This window comes from Mycolicibacterium xanthum, from assembly GCF_019710635.1.
In the GTDB taxonomy this organism is placed as follows: Bacteria; Actinomycetota; Actinomycetes; order Mycobacteriales; family Mycobacteriaceae; genus Mycobacterium; species Mycobacterium xanthum.
This window is the reverse complement of the sequence record NZ_JAIFZS010000042.1, coordinates 22,852-38,574: the sequence shown is the minus strand read 5'-3', so window position 1 is coordinate 38,574 and position 15,723 is coordinate 22,852. Positions and strand designations below refer to the sequence as shown.

General features: G+C 71.1%; 13 protein-coding genes. 6 read left to right on the top strand and 7 right to left on the bottom strand.

The window, feature by feature from the left end; translation table 11 throughout:
• Positions 1 to 8: 8 nt before the first annotated feature.
• Both JDV09_RS16635 and JDV09_RS16630 read right to left on the bottom strand, forming a co-directional pair.
• Positions 9 to 2,399, bottom strand: coding sequence for a DUF6049 family protein (locus JDV09_RS16635; RefSeq protein ID WP_221370302.1), 2,391 nt, complete (start codon positions 2,397 to 2,399; stop codon positions 9 to 11).
• 38 nt (positions 2,400 to 2,437) lie between these two features.
• Positions 2,438 to 3,223 (bottom strand): NUDIX hydrolase, encoded by a 786-nt coding sequence (locus JDV09_RS16630; RefSeq protein ID WP_221370248.1) that lies wholly within the window; start codon positions 3,221 to 3,223, stop codon positions 2,438 to 2,440.
• Between the two features lie 109 nt (positions 3,224 to 3,332).
• Here JDV09_RS16630 and JDV09_RS16625 point away from each other — a divergent pair, with 109 nt between their 5' ends.
• Both JDV09_RS16625 and JDV09_RS16620 read left to right on the top strand, forming a co-directional pair.
• Positions 3,333 to 4,781 (top strand): CCA tRNA nucleotidyltransferase, encoded by a 1,449-nt coding sequence (locus JDV09_RS16625; RefSeq protein WP_221370247.1) that lies wholly within the window; start codon positions 3,333 to 3,335, stop codon positions 4,779 to 4,781.
• A 6-nt stretch (positions 4,782 to 4,787) separates the two neighbouring features.
• Positions 4,788 to 5,261 carry a pullulanase gene (locus JDV09_RS16620; protein WP_221370246.1) on the top strand — a complete coding sequence of 158 codons (474 nt, stop codon included), beginning with the start codon at positions 4,788 to 4,790 and terminating at the stop codon, positions 5,259 to 5,261.
• A gap of 70 nt (positions 5,262 to 5,331) precedes the next feature.
• On the opposite strand, the gene JDV09_RS16615 is transcribed toward JDV09_RS16620, so the two are convergent.
• Both JDV09_RS16615 and JDV09_RS16610 read right to left on the bottom strand, forming a co-directional pair.
• Positions 5,332 to 6,117 (bottom strand): TIGR03084 family metal-binding protein, encoded by a 786-nt coding sequence (locus tag JDV09_RS16615; protein WP_221370245.1) that lies wholly within the window; start codon positions 6,115 to 6,117, stop codon positions 5,332 to 5,334.
• A gap of 10 nt (positions 6,118 to 6,127) precedes the next feature.
• Positions 6,128 to 7,411: an MFS transporter gene (locus JDV09_RS16610; protein WP_221370244.1), complete on the bottom strand. Its 1,284-nt coding sequence runs from the start codon at positions 7,409 to 7,411 to the stop codon at positions 6,128 to 6,130.
• A gap of 124 nt (positions 7,412 to 7,535) precedes the next feature.
• On the opposite strand from JDV09_RS16610, the gene JDV09_RS16605 reads away from it, so the two are divergent.
• Positions 7,536 to 8,141, top strand: coding sequence for a YqgE/AlgH family protein (locus JDV09_RS16605; RefSeq protein ID WP_221370243.1), 606 nt, complete (start codon positions 7,536 to 7,538; stop codon positions 8,139 to 8,141).
• Here JDV09_RS16605 and JDV09_RS16600 read toward each other — a convergent pair.
• Together JDV09_RS16600 and JDV09_RS16595 are read right to left on the bottom strand one after the other, a co-directional pair.
• The gene (locus JDV09_RS16600) at positions 8,138 to 8,506 is read right to left on the bottom strand and encodes a hypothetical protein (RefSeq protein ID WP_221370242.1); all 369 of its coding nucleotides are present in this window, start codon (positions 8,504 to 8,506) and stop codon (positions 8,138 to 8,140) included. The two genes, JDV09_RS16605 and JDV09_RS16600, sit on opposite strands and share 4 nt — an antisense overlap.
• Before the next feature lie 69 nt (positions 8,507 to 8,575).
• Positions 8,576 to 9,565, bottom strand: a complete 990-nt coding sequence (locus JDV09_RS16595; RefSeq protein WP_221370241.1) for an LpqN/LpqT family lipoprotein — start codon at positions 9,563 to 9,565, stop codon at positions 8,576 to 8,578.
• A gap of 210 nt (positions 9,566 to 9,775) precedes the next feature.
• On the opposite strand from JDV09_RS16595, the gene leuS reads away from it, so the two are divergent.
• Positions 9,776 to 12,646 (top strand): leucine--tRNA ligase, encoded by a 2,871-nt coding sequence (leuS, locus tag JDV09_RS16590; protein WP_221370240.1) that lies wholly within the window; start codon positions 9,776 to 9,778, stop codon positions 12,644 to 12,646.
• 102 nt (positions 12,647 to 12,748) lie between these two features.
• Complete coding sequence (locus JDV09_RS16585; protein WP_221370239.1) at positions 12,749 to 13,606, top strand: type IV toxin-antitoxin system AbiEi family antitoxin domain-containing protein; 858 nt, start codon at positions 12,749 to 12,751, stop codon at positions 13,604 to 13,606.
• 40 nt (positions 13,607 to 13,646) lie between these two features.
• Here JDV09_RS16585 and JDV09_RS16580 read toward each other — a convergent pair whose 3' ends face one another.
• A complete protein-coding gene (locus tag JDV09_RS16580) occupies positions 13,647 to 14,312 on the bottom strand; it encodes an SDR family oxidoreductase (protein WP_308124146.1) in 666 nt (221 codons plus the stop codon).
• A gap of 55 nt (positions 14,313 to 14,367) precedes the next feature.
• On the opposite strand from JDV09_RS16580, the gene ggh reads away from it, so the two are divergent.
• Entirely contained in the window at positions 14,368 to 15,708 is a 1,341-nt protein-coding gene (ggh, locus tag JDV09_RS16575; RefSeq protein ID WP_221370238.1) for a glucosylglycerate hydrolase, read from the top strand.
• Positions 15,709 to 15,723 lie beyond the last annotated feature (15 nt).

Sequence of the window (15,723 nt, the reverse complement as noted above, 5' to 3'; positions counted from 1 at the left end):
GGCGGGGGTCAGTCACCGTCGCCGCCGGCGGGCGTCCTGGCCCGGCGCGGGCGGTGCCGGGGCCGGGGTTCGTCGTCCTCGTCGTAGGCCAGCGCCACGTCGATCGGGTCGGGGCGGTGCGGATCGTTCTCGATGTCGGCGCGGTCGGGCTGGCCGCGGAAGCGGTGCCACAACCGGCGGCCGGCGAGCAGCACCAGCACCGCACCCGCGGACAGCGTGATGAAGAACAGCACCTTGCCGTAGGCGTTGGAGTGCACCGACAGCCGCACCGGTTCCCCGAGTGCCAGGCCGTTGGCGGTGCGCAGGGCGACGTCGACGGCCACCCGCTGGGTGAAGTGCACCTCGATCGGGACCTTGATCGGAAGGAACCCCGGCGGCAGCACGACCTCGCCCATGTCGGTGACTGTCATGCCGGGCGGGGCGGCGATGTCCAGTCGCACCCGGATGGGCACCGGCAGATCGTTGCGCAGCGCCAGCGGCAGCGGACTGCGTTCGGTGGCCAGCGTGTAGGACCCGCCCGGGTTGACGATGGTGACCGCGTGGAACAGGTCTTCCACGGTGCGGCCGACGGTGGTCAGCCGCTGCTGGGCCAGGCCGTTACGGGCGTCGGGCGGGACCGACAGGCTCAGCGCGCGCAGCAGATCCTCCCGCAGCGGCGCCGTGTACTGGGTGCCGGTCAGCCCGGTGCGTTCGTCGGTGGTCAGCGCCGCATCGAGTCCCCACAGGCGGCCGGTGACACCGGCGATGCCGGAGACGACACCGTCGTCGAAGCGGCCCCGGGGATTGCCCAGTGGGCCGGTCGGCAGCGGCGTCGTTTCCGGTGTCGCGGTGGCCGCGGCGACGACCGCGGGCAGCGGGCGCGGCACGGCCAGGCCGGCCCGGATGCCGCTGGCCAGCGCGGTGAGGATCGCCTGGGCGTCATCGGGGGTCAGGTTCCACATCAGCGGCGGCATCAGGATCTCGGTGCGCGGTGCGGAGTCGGTGTAGAGGCTTCGCCACAGCAGTGCGCCGAGCGCGTCCTGCCGCCGGGCGACCGGGGAATCCTGCTTGAGCGGGATATCGAGGGACGGGTCGAGGTACGACGGCGACTCCGGCACAGCACCGGCACCGGCGAGGGCGGCGCCGACCGTCGGGTCGAACGGTGCGGCGACCACGTTGGCGGTGTAGCGGACCGGGGCGGTATCGGCGATCTGTGGCAGACCGTCGCCGAACTCGCCGGGCCCGGTCAGTCCGGCGGCGCCGATCGCGACGGTGGGCCCCTGCTCGGAGAGCAACTCGACCGCCGGCGCGGTGAGCGGACCGTCACCGATCAGGGTGACGCCGCGTACCGCGGCGGTGCCGAGCAGCTGATCGACGATGTCGGCGGGGTCCTTGGTGGCCAGGGCGGACAGCCCCGGGTCGCCGACCCGGCGCAGCGCATCGAGGTCGGCCTGGGCGTAGACCGTCGGCACCACGCAGATGCGCTGCGCCAGCGCCTTGAGCCGGTTGAGCCAGTCGATGGCGGCCTGCTGGCCGGTACCGGGGTGGGTGGGCGTCTGGGGGCCGGCGTCGGCGGCGTCGTTGACGACGTAGCCGCCCGTCATGGCGTTGACGGTGACCAGAAGGTCGGGGTCGACCGCAAGGCACAGCGCCCGGGTGACCTCCGCGCCGGGATCGACCTCCAGGCTGGTGGCGAACTCGACCGCCGACAACATGGTGTCCAGGCGGCCGCCGGGACTCAGCGAGGTCGCCAGGTCGTCGTCGATCAGCCGGATCGGGGTGGTACCTCCGGGTGCACCCGCCGCCAGCCGGGGCCGGTCGGCGAGCGGCCAGAACATCGTCACGTCCACGGGCCGGGTGGTGTCCGGGGGCACCGCGGAGGCGAGCAGATCGCCCGGGGTGCCGTCGGCGCCCTCGGCGGGTGGCACCCCCATCACCGGGAGCAGGAATCGGGAGTCGTCGAGCCGGGCCGGAGCCCCGTAGTCGGGGGTGCCGTTGACGTTCACCATGACCGGGTAGACGCCGGGCTCGACGATGTCCAGCGAGGCGTGGCCGGTGCTGTGCAACGGTGCGGCCAGCCGGAATGACACCTGCTGGCCGCGGGCCAGCTCGGGTGCGATGGTGACGAAGTCCGAGACCGGCTGGTACTGGTCGACGTTCCCGGACAGGTCGGTGCGCAGCGCGGTGGACGACGTCACGGCGGCCGCGTGCTCGAGCCGGACCATGACGTCGCGGACCGCGCGGTCGCCGACGTTGCTGACCGTGCCGCTGACGGTCACCAGGGGGTCGCTGGTGGTGGTCATGACCTCCGGGGTCACGTTGTCGATCTGCAGGTGCAGGAAGGAGGCGGGTCCGGGCTGGCCGTGTGCGACCGGTACGACTGCGGCGGGTGCGAGCGCGAACACCAGCGCGAGGATCATGGCGGCCGGCCGCAGCCACACATGGTCCGGCAGGACGGTCACGGCCCTTGTCCGCAGCCGTTCGTCCGCCGGCCGGGCTGGGGTTGTGCGGTGGGATCGGGTCGGTGCTTGCGGGTGTGCGAGTGGGTCTGGCCGCGGCGCCGCGGGGTCGTTCGCGGCAGCGGCGGCAGCGCGTCGGGCCCGTGGGTGTGCAGCGTGTCGATGAGCTCGTGGGCGACCTCGGCGAGGCGGCGTTCGTCGGCGTAGGCCAGCCGGGACGGCAGTTCGGTGAGCGGCACCCAGGCCACCTCGGTCACCTCGACGTCCTCGTCGCACAGTTCACCGCCGAGGAAGCGCATCAGGTAATGGTGCACGGTCTTGTGCACCCTCCGTCCCTCGGTGACGAACCAGTAGTCGATGCTGCCCAGCGCCGCCAGGACGCTGCCCTGGATTCCGGTCTCCTCGGCCACCTCGCGGATCGCCGTCTGTTCGGCGGTCTCGCCCATCTCGATGTGACCCTTGGGCAGCGACCACAGCATCCGTCCGCGCCGGTCGATGCGGCCGATCAGCGCCGCGACCTGCTCGCCCTTGGGGCCGTCGATACCGTCGATGACCAGCCCGCCCGCCGAGGTCTCATGCACGGTGCGCAGCCGGTCCGGTTGCCTGCGCGGCCGGGACCGCGGCGGCCTCGGAATCGGCTTGTCTTCGTCACCCGCTGCCCGGGCGAGGTTCTGGGTGGGGTTGCCGGAGGGGTTCTTGGCGCCCGACCCGGGCGGACCCGCGGCGCGCCGACCGCGGCGCCGACCCCGGCGCCGTCGCGGTTTGGGCTGCTCGCCGTCCGACACCCAAGCGATAGTAGCTGGCATGATCAGCGCGGCTCCCCGCACTCGCCGGTCGGTGACATGCCTGTGACCAGTAGGCTCACCGGACGTGCCAGACCGTAGGCGAGAGAGCGTGACCGGTGAACCGGCGGCCGAGCTGTTGGCTGCCGCGCAGGTGTCGCTGAACCGTCACCGTGAGGTGCTGTGCGGGCTGGGCCGGTTGTTCGCCGACCACGGCCACGAGTTGTACCTGGTCGGCGGCAGCGTGCGGGACGCCCTGCTCGGCCGGCTGGGCACCGATCTGGACTTCACCACCGACGCGCGCCCCGAGCAGATGCAGCGGTTTCTGCGGGGCTGGGCCGACGCGCTGTGGGACACCGGCATCGAGTACGGCACGCTCGGGGTCGGCAAGGGTGATGACCGGTTGGAACTGACCACGTTCCGCGCCGACACCTACGACCAGGTGTCGCGTCACCCGGAGGTGCGGTTCGGCGACAACCTCGCCGACGACCTGCTGCGCCGGGATTTCACCGTGAACGCGATGGCCGTGCGGATCACTGCCGCCGGACCGGCTGAGTTCCTCGACCCGCTGGGCGGGCTGACCGCACTGCGGGTCGGTGTGCTCGACACCCCGGCCGCGCCGGAGGTGTCCTTCGGCGACGATCCGCTGCGGATGCTGCGGGCCGCACGGTTCGTCGCGCAGCTGGGCTTCACGGTGGCGCCGCGGGTGCGCACGGCGCTGGAGCAGATGGCCGGGCAACTCGGCCGCATCACCGTCGAGCGGGTGGCCGCCGAGCTGGACAAGCTGCTGCTGGGCGCCGACCCGGTGGCCGGGATCGACCTGATGGTGCAGACCGGGCTGGGGGAGGTGGTGCTCCCCGAGATCGGCGCGATGCGGATGGCCATCGACGAGCACCACCAGCACAAGGACGTGTACCAGCACTCGTTGACGGTGCTGCGGCAGGCGATCGAATTGGAGGGCGCCGACGGACCGGATCTGGTGTTGCGCTGGGCCGCGCTGCTGCACGACATCGGCAAGCCGGCGACCCGCAGGCACGAGGCCAACGGCGGGGTCAGTTTCCACCACCACGAGGTGGTCGGCGCGAAGATGACCCGTAAGCGGATGCGCGCGCTGAAGTACTCCAAGCAGATGATCGACGACGTCTCGCAGCTGGTGTATCTGCACCTGCGGTTCCACGGATACGGGGATGGCCGGTGGACCGACTCGGCGGTGCGCCGCTACGTCACCGACGCGGGGCCGCTGTTGACCCGGTTGCACAAGCTGGTGCGGGCCGACTGCACGACCCGCAACAAGCGTCGCGCGGCGCGGCTGCAGGCCAACTACGACGACCTCGAGCAGCGCATCGAGGAGTTGGCCGCCAAGGAGGATCTGGCGCGGGTGCGGCCCGACCTCGACGGCAACGAGATCATGGCGATCCTGGACATCCCGGCGGGCCCGCAGGTCGGAAAGGCCTGGAACCACCTCAAGGAGGTCCGGCTGGACCGCGGCCCGCTCAGCCACGACGAGGCCGTCGAGGAGCTCAAGAGGTGGTGGAACGAGAGCGGCGGCTCAGGCGTCTGATCATCCGTGGACTACTGCCTCGGTGACCCGGACGGCTCGGCGACGATGTGGTCGGTCGACGGCGGCCCGCGGGTCGAGGGTGTCGACGTCGACGGCGACGGGCTGACCGACGACGTGCTCTCCGATCTCGACGGCGACGGGATCGCGGACCTGGCGACGCTGGACCTCGACGACGACGGCGTCGCGGAGGCGCACGTCTCCGACGACGGGACCGGAACGTGGACGGTCGGACCGGGCCGGGGCGCGGCGGTGCGCTGGTTCGGCCTGGATGGGGCCGAGCATCCGGCGAGCGACCCCGTCGACGTGGACGGCGACCCAGCCACCGCGGAGCGGCTGGTCGACGCCGACGGTGACGGTCTGGCCGATCGGGCGTTCGGCGCGGGGGTGGCCTGGGTGGACACCGACGGCGACGGCCGCTGGGATGTCCGGCTGGCCGACACCGACGGCGACGGCCGCGCCGACACCGCCGGAAGCCCCTAGCCCCCGGTTGCGCGAGAGCGCGCGGCTGCACGGCGGCGCGCCGCGTCGGCCGTGCATCAACGCGCGCTCGTCAGCCGCGACCGGCCCCGGGTGGCCCGGCGAACGCCTGCGCGATGTCCAGCCACCGCTCGGCGTCCGGCCCCTCGGCGACGACGTTCAGCTGTGAGCGCGGTCGCCGCTGGGTGACCAGCAGGCAGAAGTGCTCGGCCGAACCGCTGACCCGCTGGGCGGCGTCGTCGGGTCCCCACGTCCATTCGGCGTCGGCGGCGCCGGGTGGCGCGGTCAGTTTCACGTGGAACGGCTCGGCCGGTGGGGTGAGCCCGTGCACGGTGAAGGCGAAGTCGCGGGTGCGCACCCCGATGTGGGCGATGGAGCGCAGCCGCGCCGTCGGCGTGCGGACCACCCCGAGCGCGTCGGCGACGTCCAGGCCGTGCGCCCAGGTCTCCATCAGCCGCGCGGTGGCCATCGACGCGGCGCTCATCGGCGGGCCGAACCAGGGCAGCTTGCGGCCGTCGGCGACCGTCAGCAGGGCGTCGTGCAGCGCGGCGCGGGTGGTGCGCCAGTCGGCCAGCAGCTCGGCGGGCGGAGTCGCGGCGAGCTCCTCGGCGGCGGCGTCGACGAATCCGGTGGGGTCCTTGGCCGCCTCGTTCAGGATCGCGGCGAAGCCGGCCTCGTCGGTGACCGAGGTGAGTGCCGTCCGGTCGGTCCACGACAGGTGGGCGATCTGATGGGCGATCGTCCACCCGGCCGCCGGGGTGGCGGTGGCCCAGCGCTCGGGTGGCAGGTCACGTACCAGGGCGTCGAGGGCGTCGCTCTCGGCGCGCAGATCGGCGACGATCGGGGCGGCTGCGGCCATGCCGGCCACCCTATCCGGGCGGGCGGGCCCGCCGTCCCACCGTTGCGTGCACCACCAGACCCGCCAGGTAGACGCCGGCGCCGGCGACGGCCAGCCACGGCGCGTGGCCGTCGGGCGGGATCACCGACGCGGCCGCGGTGATCGCCAGGATGAACGACATCCAGAACAACGAGTCCTGCACGGTGAAGACGTGCCCGCGCAGGGCGTCGTCGACGTCGACCTGCATGGCGGTGTCGGCGCACAGCTTGACGACCTGCCCGGCCGCGCCGAGCAGGAACCCGCACACGACCATCACCGGCAGTTGCAGGCCCGCGCCGCCGAGCTGCACGACGGCGGCGAAGGCCAGGGCCCCGCTGGGTGCGGCGAAACGGCCCCAGCGCCGCACCACGATCGGGGTGAGCGCGGTTGCCAGGAACGATCCGGTGCCGGTCGCGGCGACGAACAGCGCCGTCATGCCCAGGCCGGCCACCCCCGCGGTGTCGGTGTGGCGCACCATCACGAGCACCAGCAGGGTGTTCAGGCCGAACACCATCCGGTGGGCGGCCAGACCGGAGAGGGTGGCCGCCACCGAGGGGACGGTCGCCACCGTGCGTGCGCCGTGCAGCCAGCCGGTGGCCACCGCGTAGGCCACCGAGCCGTGCACCGCCCGTCCGCTGTCGTCGGGCCCGAGCAGGCCGGGCGGGAACCGCACCGACAACCACAGCGCCACCGCGACGGGAACGATCACCAGCGCGATGATCGTCGCCGCTCCGGAGTCACCCGAGCCGAACAGCCAGCGGGGAAACAACATGAAGAAGGCTCCGAAGAACGCCGCCGCGGCGCCGGTGGCCACCGCGACCGCGTTCATCGTGACCACCTGCTCGCGCGGCACCACATGCGGAAGGGCGGCCGACAGACCCGACGAGACGAACCGGGTGAACCCGTTGACGATCAACGCACCCAACAGGATCGGAATGTCGCCCATGCCGGCGGCCAGCAGCGCGGCCACGCCGAGCACCAGCATGAGCCGGGCGCTGTTGGCGCCGATCAGGACCAGGCGCCGGTCCCAGCGGTCCAGTAACGCGCCGGCGAACGGGCCGAGCAGCGAGTACGGCAGGAACAGCACCGCGAACGATCCCGCGATGGCCCACGGCGCGGCTTCCCGCTCCGGGTTGAACAGCAGTCCGCCGGCGAGTCCGGCGTTGAACAACCCGTCGCCGAACTGGCTGACCGCCCGCAACTCCAACAGCCGCCAGAATTCGGGCAGTGCCCGCACCGCACGCCACGCGGCGAGGGGTGCGCGGGCGTCGGGCACGGGTCACATCCTGAAGGCAGTGGTCGAACGCCGGATTTGTCGGCGACCGGACCCACAGTACAAATATCGGTTCGGCCCGCGCTTGTTCGCCACTATCGCCCAGCGGTGGTGCCATGATGGTCAGGTGGCTGCGCCTGAGGACCCGGAGGATTTCGTCGCGCCTGCCGCGCACCGGGTACGCGCGGGCACGCTGCTGCTGGCCAACACCGATCTGCTGGAGCCCACCTTCCGGCGCAGCGTGATCTACGTCGTCGAACACAACGACGGCGGCACCCTGGGCGTGGTGCTCAACCGGCCCAGCGAGACGGCGGTCTACAACGTGCTGCCGCAGTGGGCCAAGCTGGCCACCAAGCCCAAGACCATGTTCATCGGTGGGCCGGTCAAGCGCGACGCGGCGCTGTGCCTGGCGACCCTGCGGGTCGGGGTGGATCCGGCCGGGGTACCCGGCCTGCGACACGTGCAGGGCCGGATGGTGCTGGTCGATCTCGACGCCGATCCCGACGCGATCGCTCCGGCCGTCGAAGGGGTGCGGGTGTTCGCGGGCTATTCGGGTTGGACGATCGGCCAGCTCGAGGGCGAGATCGAACGCGACGACTGGATCGTGTTGTCGGCGTTGCCATCCGACGTCCTCGTCGAGCCCAAGGCCGATCTATGGGCCCGGGTGCTGCGCCGTCAGCCGATGCCGGTGTCGCTGCTGGCGACCCATCCGATCGACCTGAGCCGCAACTAGCGGGTTTCTGCGCACGACAGCGTGCATGTCGCACAGGCGCCACCGCCGCAGGCGGAGCCGGGTCCGGCGTTGCGGCGGGCCTCGTCGCGCGCTACCGCCGCGGCGCTCTGCCAGCACCCGGCCCCGACGGTGCCGATCGCGCCGAGCACGCAGACGCTCAACAACACCACCGACATCGGCGGTGCGGCCACCAGGCCGACCACGGCGCCGGCGGCCAGCATCACGGCCGCCGCGACCTGGGTCGGCGCCACCGCGCGCAGCACCTGCCGGACGTAGTCCCGCGACGGCGGGCGGGTCAGCGACCAGACGCCGAGGCCGCCGGTCACGACGGCCGCGCACAGACACACCACGGCAGCGACCAACATGGGCCTCAGAATACGGCCACCGGGTTGGGGTCGTCCCCCGGGCGCCAGGCTTCGCCCGGGGGACGTCGACTATCCCTGCAGTCCCAGCATCTGCGGTGGCGCGGCCACCGCGGGAGCAGCAGGAGCTTGTGGGGCCGCGACCGGCGCGACGGGCGCGGCCGGCGCCGGTGCTGCGGGTATCGGTAGCCCGGGGACCGGCGGGACCGGCGGTGTGGCCGAGGGCACGCTCACCTTGAAGCCGTTGACGATGGCGTCGGTGGCGCTCGCGGCGGCGACCACCTGGTCGACACTGGTGGTCACCGACAGCGACACCAGGTAGCGGTCGGTTCCGGAGGTGGCGATGACATGGCGCCTCGACGTGTTCAGCGTCATCGCGTTCTCGCGGTAGGTGCCCTCGATCACCGAGGACGGCATGCCGCCGAAGTCGGCGAGCGAGGCATCGGTGGACCGCCAGGCGGGCAACTGCTGGCTGTCGATGAACCCGTGGCTGATGGCTTCCTTGGGGTCGAACTCGCCGATCAGCTTGTAGACGACGACCTGCGCGTTCGACGTGTAGAGACCGTTGCCGCCCACCCGGTCGGCGATCACCGCGAACGCATCGGGAACGTTGGGGTCGGGCACATGTGACCAGCCGCGCGGCATCGGCAGCACGATGTTCAACGCCCGGAAGTCGGTGCTGGACTGGGGTTCGAGCGCGACGCCGTTGGCGGCGAAGAAGTCGCTGAGGGTCCCGGTGCTGGCCGGCGCGATGGTCGCGGGTGGCGCCGGCGGCACCGCGGGTGCGGCCGGTGCGGCCGGTGCGGTGATCCCTGCGGGCACGGCGGCCGGCCCTGCGGTGCCCGGTGTCACACCTGACTGGCCGATGACGGCCTGGGGGGCGGCGCCGGGTGCCACGGTGACCGTCTGGGTGATCGTGGCCGGAGCGGGCAGCGTCGGCTGCGGGAGCACCGGCTCGGCCGAAGCCGTCGTGCCCGCAAACCCCAGCACCCCGGCGGCGCCTGCGGCGCACGCCCCGATGCCTGCTGCCAGAACCCGCCAGCGGCGGGGCATTTCGCTCATCGAGTGAAGCCTCCCAGTCCTTCCCGACATCGGTCCCGATCGTCAACTGCGGGTGGTCGTACCCGCGTCAGGCGATGAATGTATCCGCGCCCGTCGGACGGTCACCACCCCTGGAATCGACCTGGAACCAACCCCTGACGCATCCGCAACGGAACCGAGATCAACCCGTGGCGGGAAAATCGGCGATCGGGGTGCTTATACCCTGGTGATGTGACCGAAACGCCGACTGCGCAGCCCGCCGCCGCTGCCGACACACCCCGCTACCGCTACACCGCGGAGCTGGCGGGTGAGATCGAGCGGTCCTGGCAGGACACCTGGGTGCGGTCCGGGACGTTCGACGTGGCCAACCCGGTGGGTTCACTCGCGCCCGCGGACGGCGGCCCGGTGCCGACCGACAAGATGTTCGTCCAGGACATGTTCCCCTACCCATCGGGCGAAGGTCTGCACGTCGGGCACCCGTTGGGCTACATCGCGACCGACGTGTACGCTCGCTACTACCGGATGACCGGACGTAATGTGTTGCACGCGTTGGGTTTCGACGCGTTCGGCTTGCCCGCCGAGCAGTACGCGATCCAGACCGGGACCCATCCGCGGATCCGCACCGAGGCCAACATCGTGAACTTCCGGCGTCAGCTGGGGCGGCTGGGCCTGGGCCACGACCAGCGCCGCAGCTTCTCCACCACCGACGTCGACTACTACAAGTGGACGCAGTGGATCTTCCTGCAGATCTACAACGCCTGGTTCGATCGCGACCTCGGCAGGGCCCGGCCGGTCGCCGAGCTGATCGCCGAGTTCGAGGCCGGTGCCCGCAGCACCGGCGACGGCCGGGCCTGGGCGCAGCTGTCGGCCGGCGAGCGGGCCGACGTCGTCGATTCCCACCGGCTGGTGTACCTGTCGGACTCGGTGGTCAACTGGTGCCCGGGCCTGGGCACGGTGCTGGCCAACGAAGAGGTCACCGCCGACGGGCGCAGTGAGCGCGGCAACTTCCCGGTGTTCCGGAAACGGTTGCGGCAGTGGATGATGCGGATCACCGAGTATTCCGACCGGCTGCTCGAGGATCTCGACGTGCTGGACTGGCCGGAGAAGGTCAAGACCATGCAGCGCAACTGGATCGGGCGGTCCACCGGTGCGACCGTGCTCTTCCGCGCTGGCTCGGGGCCGAACGCCGGCGACATCGAGGTGTTCACCACCCGGCCGGACACCTTGTTCGGGGCGACCTACATGGTGCTGGCCCCCGAGCACGATCTGGTGGACAGTCTGGCCGCGCAGGCCTGGCCGGCCGACGTCGATCCGCGGTGGACGTTCGGCGCCGCCAGCCCGATCGAGGCGGTCGCCGCCTACCGGGCGACGATCGCGGCCAAGTCCGATCTGGAGCGGCAGGAGAACAAGTCCAAGACGGGCGTGTTCCTCGGCTCGTACGCGACGAATCCGGCCAACGGACAACAGGTTCCGGTGTTCATCGCCGACTACGTGCTGGCCGGGTACGGCACCGGTGCGATCATGGCGGTGCCGGGCCACGACCAGCGGGACTGGGAATTCGCCACTGAATTCGGCCTGCCGATCGTGGAAGTCGTTGCCGGCGGAGACATCTCGCAGGAGGCGTTCACCGGTGACGGACCGGTGGTCAACTCGGATTTCCTGGACGGTATGGACGTCGGGGGGGCCAAGGCGGCGATCACCGAGCGGCTGATCACCGACGGGCGGGGTTGGGCGCGGGTCGAGTACAAGTTGCGGGACTGGCTGTTCGCCCGGCAGCGGTACTGGGGCGAGCCGTTCCCGATCGTCTACGACGCCGACGGGCGGGCACATCCGCTACCGGAATCGCTGCTGCCGGTCGAGCTGCCCGACGTGCCCGACTACTCGCCGGTGCTGTTCGATCCCGAGGATGCCGACAGCGAACCGTCGCCGCCGCTGGCCAAGGCCACCGACTGGGTGAACGTCGAGCTCGACCTCGGGGACGGATTCAAGCCCTACACCCGCGACACCAACGTGATGCCGCAGTGGGCGGGCAGCTCGTGGTACGAGCTGCGCTACACCGATCCGTACAACAAGGAACAGATGTGCGCCAAGGAGAACGAGGCGTACTGGATGGGTCCGCGGCCGGCCGAGCACGGCCCCGACGATCCGGGTGGCGTGGACCTCTACGTCGGCGGTGTCGAGCATGCGGTGCTGCACCTGCTGTACTCGCGGTTCTGGCACAAGGTGCTGCACGATCTGGGCCATGTCAGCTCGCACGAGCCCTACCGGCGGCTGGTGAACCAGGGCTACATCCAGGCGTTCGCCTACACCGACGCGCGGGGTGCGTACGTCCCCGCCGCGGAGGTGGTCGAACGCGACGGCGGGTTCTACTGGACCGGGCCCGACGGTGAGGTTCCGGTGAACCAGGAGTTCGGCAAGATCGGCAAGAGCCTGAAGAACTCGGTGTCGCCCGACGAGATCTGCGACGACTACGGCGCGGACACGCTGCGGGTCTACGAGATGTCGATGGGCCCGCTGGAGGCGTCGCGGCCGTGGGCCACCAAGGACGTCGTCGGCGCACACCGTTTCCTGCAACGGGTGTGGCGACTGGTCGTCGACGAGGAGACCGGCGCGACGCGTGCCACCGACGACTCCCTCGACGACGACACCCAGCGGCTGTTGCACCGCACCATCGCGGGGGTGGCCGAGGACTACGCCGCGCTGCGCAACAACACCGCGGCGGCCAAGCTCATCGAGTACACCAACCATTTGACCAAGCGGGCGGTGACCTCGAGGGCCGCGCTGGAGCCGGTGGTCCTGATGGTGGCTCCGCTGGCGCCGCATCTGGCCGAGGAACTGTGGAGCCGGCTCGGCCACGGCGTATCGCTGGCGCACGGCCCGTTCCCGGTGGCCGACGAGCGCTACCTGGTGGAGGACACCGTGGAGTACCCGGTGCAGGTCAACGGCAAGGTCCGTGGGCGGGTGACGGTGCCCGCAGACGCGGCGGCCGACGCCGTGGAAGCCGCCGCGCTGGCCGACGACAAGGTGCTGGCCTTCCTCGACGGGCGCAGCCCGAAGAAGGTGATCGTCGTCGCGGGCCGCCTCGTCAACGTCGTCGTGTAGCGATTTCGGTGTAGTTCGTCACGCTGGTGTTGACGTTCGACACCGGAATCGCAGGGGTTGGAACCGAGCGGGGTAGCGGCGCGTCAGTTCGGTGTGGTGAGTGTGCTGAACGACCTCCTTCGCTACCACGATGGGGTTATCACACTCGCGCAGGCGCGGGGTGCGGGGCTGAGCAGACAGGCGGTGAACCGGCGGGTTCAGTCCGGCGACTGGCGGCAGTGTTCGCGCGGGGTGTTCTTCGTCGACGACCGGGCCTTCACCGATGCCGCTCGCATCCGGGCGGCAGTGTGGTCGTTCGGCGAGCATGCAGTGGCCAGCGGACTCGCTGCCGCATGGTGGCACGGCTTGACCGGATTCGCGCCGGAGATTGTCGAAGTGACGATGCCGCGCAACGGAAGCGGGCGCAAACGGGAGGGGACGCGATTGCGCCGGCGCGATCTCAGGCCGACCGATGTCGTGGAGTGTCGGGGCCTTCGTGTGACGGCACTGCCCCTGACCGCGATCGAGGCAGCGGTACGGGGGAGGGGCAACAGCGGGGTGATGGACCGGGCGCTGCAACGCGATGCGACTCTGTCCCAGTTGTGGGCCGCGCATATGCGTAACAAGGGACGACACGGCTCACCGGTGGCACGCATCCTGCTGCAAGCGGCCGCTGACGGCACGCATTCGCAAGCCGAGCGCAGGCTGACGAAACTGTTGCGGACGGCAGGGATCACCGGCTGGCGCAGCAATGTGCGTATCGCCGGGTATGTCGTCGATGTGGCCTTTCGCGGGGCGAAGGTCGCCATCGAGGTGGATGGTTGGGCGTTTCACAGCGACCAGCAGGACTTTCAGAACGACCGCGTTCGACAGAACGTGCTCGCGCTGAACGGATGGCAGGTGCTGCGGTTCACCTGGCTGGACCTCACCCAGTACCCGGAGCGGGTACTGGCCACCATCCGCACCGCTGTTCGGGTGTAGTTCGTCACGCCGGCGTTGACGATCTACACCGAAATCCCGGTCAGCGGGGGCGGATGACGATTTCGCGGACGTCGGCGTCGGCGGGCGCGTTGATCGCGTCGGCGGTGAGGCGGGCCACCGTCTGCGGGCTCAGGAACTGGTGCGGGTCGTACTCCCGGCCCTCGTAGGCGATCAGATCCTCCTGCATCGCGGTGGCGATCCGGCCCGGATGCACCGACAGCACGCGCAGCGACGGCTCGTCGTTGCGCAGTGAGTCGGCGAAGCCGCGTAGCGCGAACTTGCTCGCCGAGTAGGACGCCAGGCCGGGGGAGGCGTTGATCCCGGCGCCGGAGTTGATGAACACCACCTGACCGGCGGCGGCCCGCAGCGCGGGCAGCAGCTCCAGCGTGAGCGCCACGGGGCCGATGACGTTGACGGCCATGGTGGCGCGCCATTCGTCGACGTTGGACTCCGCGACCCGGCCCGGGTATGCGACGCCGGCGTTGTGGATCAGCACGTCAAGTGCGTCGATGGTCTCCACGACGGCGGGCAGCGAGTCCGGATCGCCGAGATCCATCGGCCAGGTGGTGGCGCCCAGCCGCTCGGCCACCCGGTCCAGCCGGGGCGACGGCCGCCCGGCCAACAGCAGGGTGTGGGTCGGCGCCAGGGCGTCGGCGAGGGCGGTCCCGAGGCCGCCGGCGGCCCCGGTGATCATCGCGGTCGGCACCCTGTGGACCCTACCGACCTGCGAGTCGGGCGCAGTCGTCGCATCATGAAAGGCGATGCCAGCCGATCCCACCTTCGCGCCCACGCAACTGGCGGCCCGTGCCGCCTATCTCCTGCGTGGCAATGACCTCGGTGTGATGACCACCGCGGCGCCCCTGCTCTACCCGCATATGTGGAGTTGGGACGCCGCGTTCGTCTCGATCGGGCTGGCCCCGCTGTCGGTCGAGCGTGCCGTGGTGGAGTTGGACACACTGCTGTCGGCCCAGTGGCTCAACGGGATGATTCCGCACATCGTGTTCGCCAACGGGGTGGACGGCTATTTCCCCGGTCCGGCCCGGTGGGCGTGTTCGGCGCTGGCCACCAACGCGCCGCGCTCCCGGCACACGTCGGGCATCACCCAGCCGCCCGTGCACGCCATCGCGGTCCAGCGCATTCTTGACCACGCCAGCACCCGCGGCCGGTCGACCCGCGCGGTCGCCCAGTCGTTCCTGGACCGGCGGTGGGCCGACCTGATGCGCTGGCACCGCTGGCTGGTGGAGTGCCGCGACCCCAACGAACGCGGCCGGGTCACCGTGTACCACGGCTGGGAGTCCGGCATGGACAACTCTCCGCGTTGGGACGGTGCGTACGCCAGTGTGATGCCCGGTGAGGTGCCGGAGTACCAGCGCGAGGACAACAAGATCAACACCGACGCCACCCAGCGGCCCAGCGACCTCGAGTACGACCGCTACCTGTGGTTGGTCGAGGAGATGAAGGCGGCCCGCTACGACGACGAACTGCTGGCCAAGTCGGTCAGCTTCGCGGTCGAGGACGTGTTCGTGTCGGCCATCCTGTCGGTGGCCTGCCAGGTGCTCGCCGAGATCGGGGAGGACTACAAGCGCCCCCGCGCCGACGTGAAGGACCTGTACGCGTGGGCCGATCGGTTCCGCTCCGGCGTCGTCGCGACCACCGACGAAAGGACCGGCGCGGCACGTGATTACGACCTGCGTGCCGAACGGTGGATCACCACCGAGACGGTGGCGCAGTTCGCGCCGCTGCTGTGCGGCGGCCTGCCCCACGACCGGGAGCGGGCGCTGCTGCGGTTGCTGGAGGGTCCGCGGTTCTGTGGTCACCCCGACCTCGCCTACGCGCTGATCCCGTCGACGTCGCCGGTGTCGCGCGACTTCCGGCCCCGCGAGTACTGGCGCGGGCCGGTGTGGCCGGTGATGACGTGGCTGTTCTCGTGGTGCTTCGCGCGGCGCGGCTGGGCCCAACGGGCCTCGCTTCTGCGCCGGGAAGGCCTGCGCCAGGCCAGCGACGGGACGTTCGCCGAGTACTACGAGCCGTTCACCGGCGAACCGCTGGGCAGCATGCAGCAGTCCTGGACCGCGGCGGCGGTATTGGATTGGCTGGGCTAGCTATTCGGCGATCCG

Excerpts from the sequence above, each read along its gene's own strand:
- JDV09_RS16635 (WP_221370302.1), bottom strand. The coding sequence starts at position 2,399 with ATGATCCTCGCGCTGGTGTTCGCGCTCGCACCCGCCGCAGTCGTACCG.
- JDV09_RS16615 (WP_221370245.1), bottom strand. The coding sequence starts at position 6,117 with ATGGCCGCAGCCGCCCCGATCGTCGCCGATCTGCGCGCCGAGAGCGAC.
- JDV09_RS16600 (WP_221370242.1), bottom strand. The coding sequence starts at position 8,506 with ATGTTGGTCGCTGCCGTGGTGTGTCTGTGCGCGGCCGTCGTGACCGGC.
- JDV09_RS16595 (WP_221370241.1), bottom strand. The coding sequence starts at position 9,565 with ATGAGCGAAATGCCCCGCCGCTGGCGGGTTCTGGCAGCAGGCATCGGG.
- ggh (WP_221370238.1), top strand. The coding sequence starts at position 14,368 with ATGCCAGCCGATCCCACCTTCGCGCCCACGCAACTGGCGGCCCGTGCC.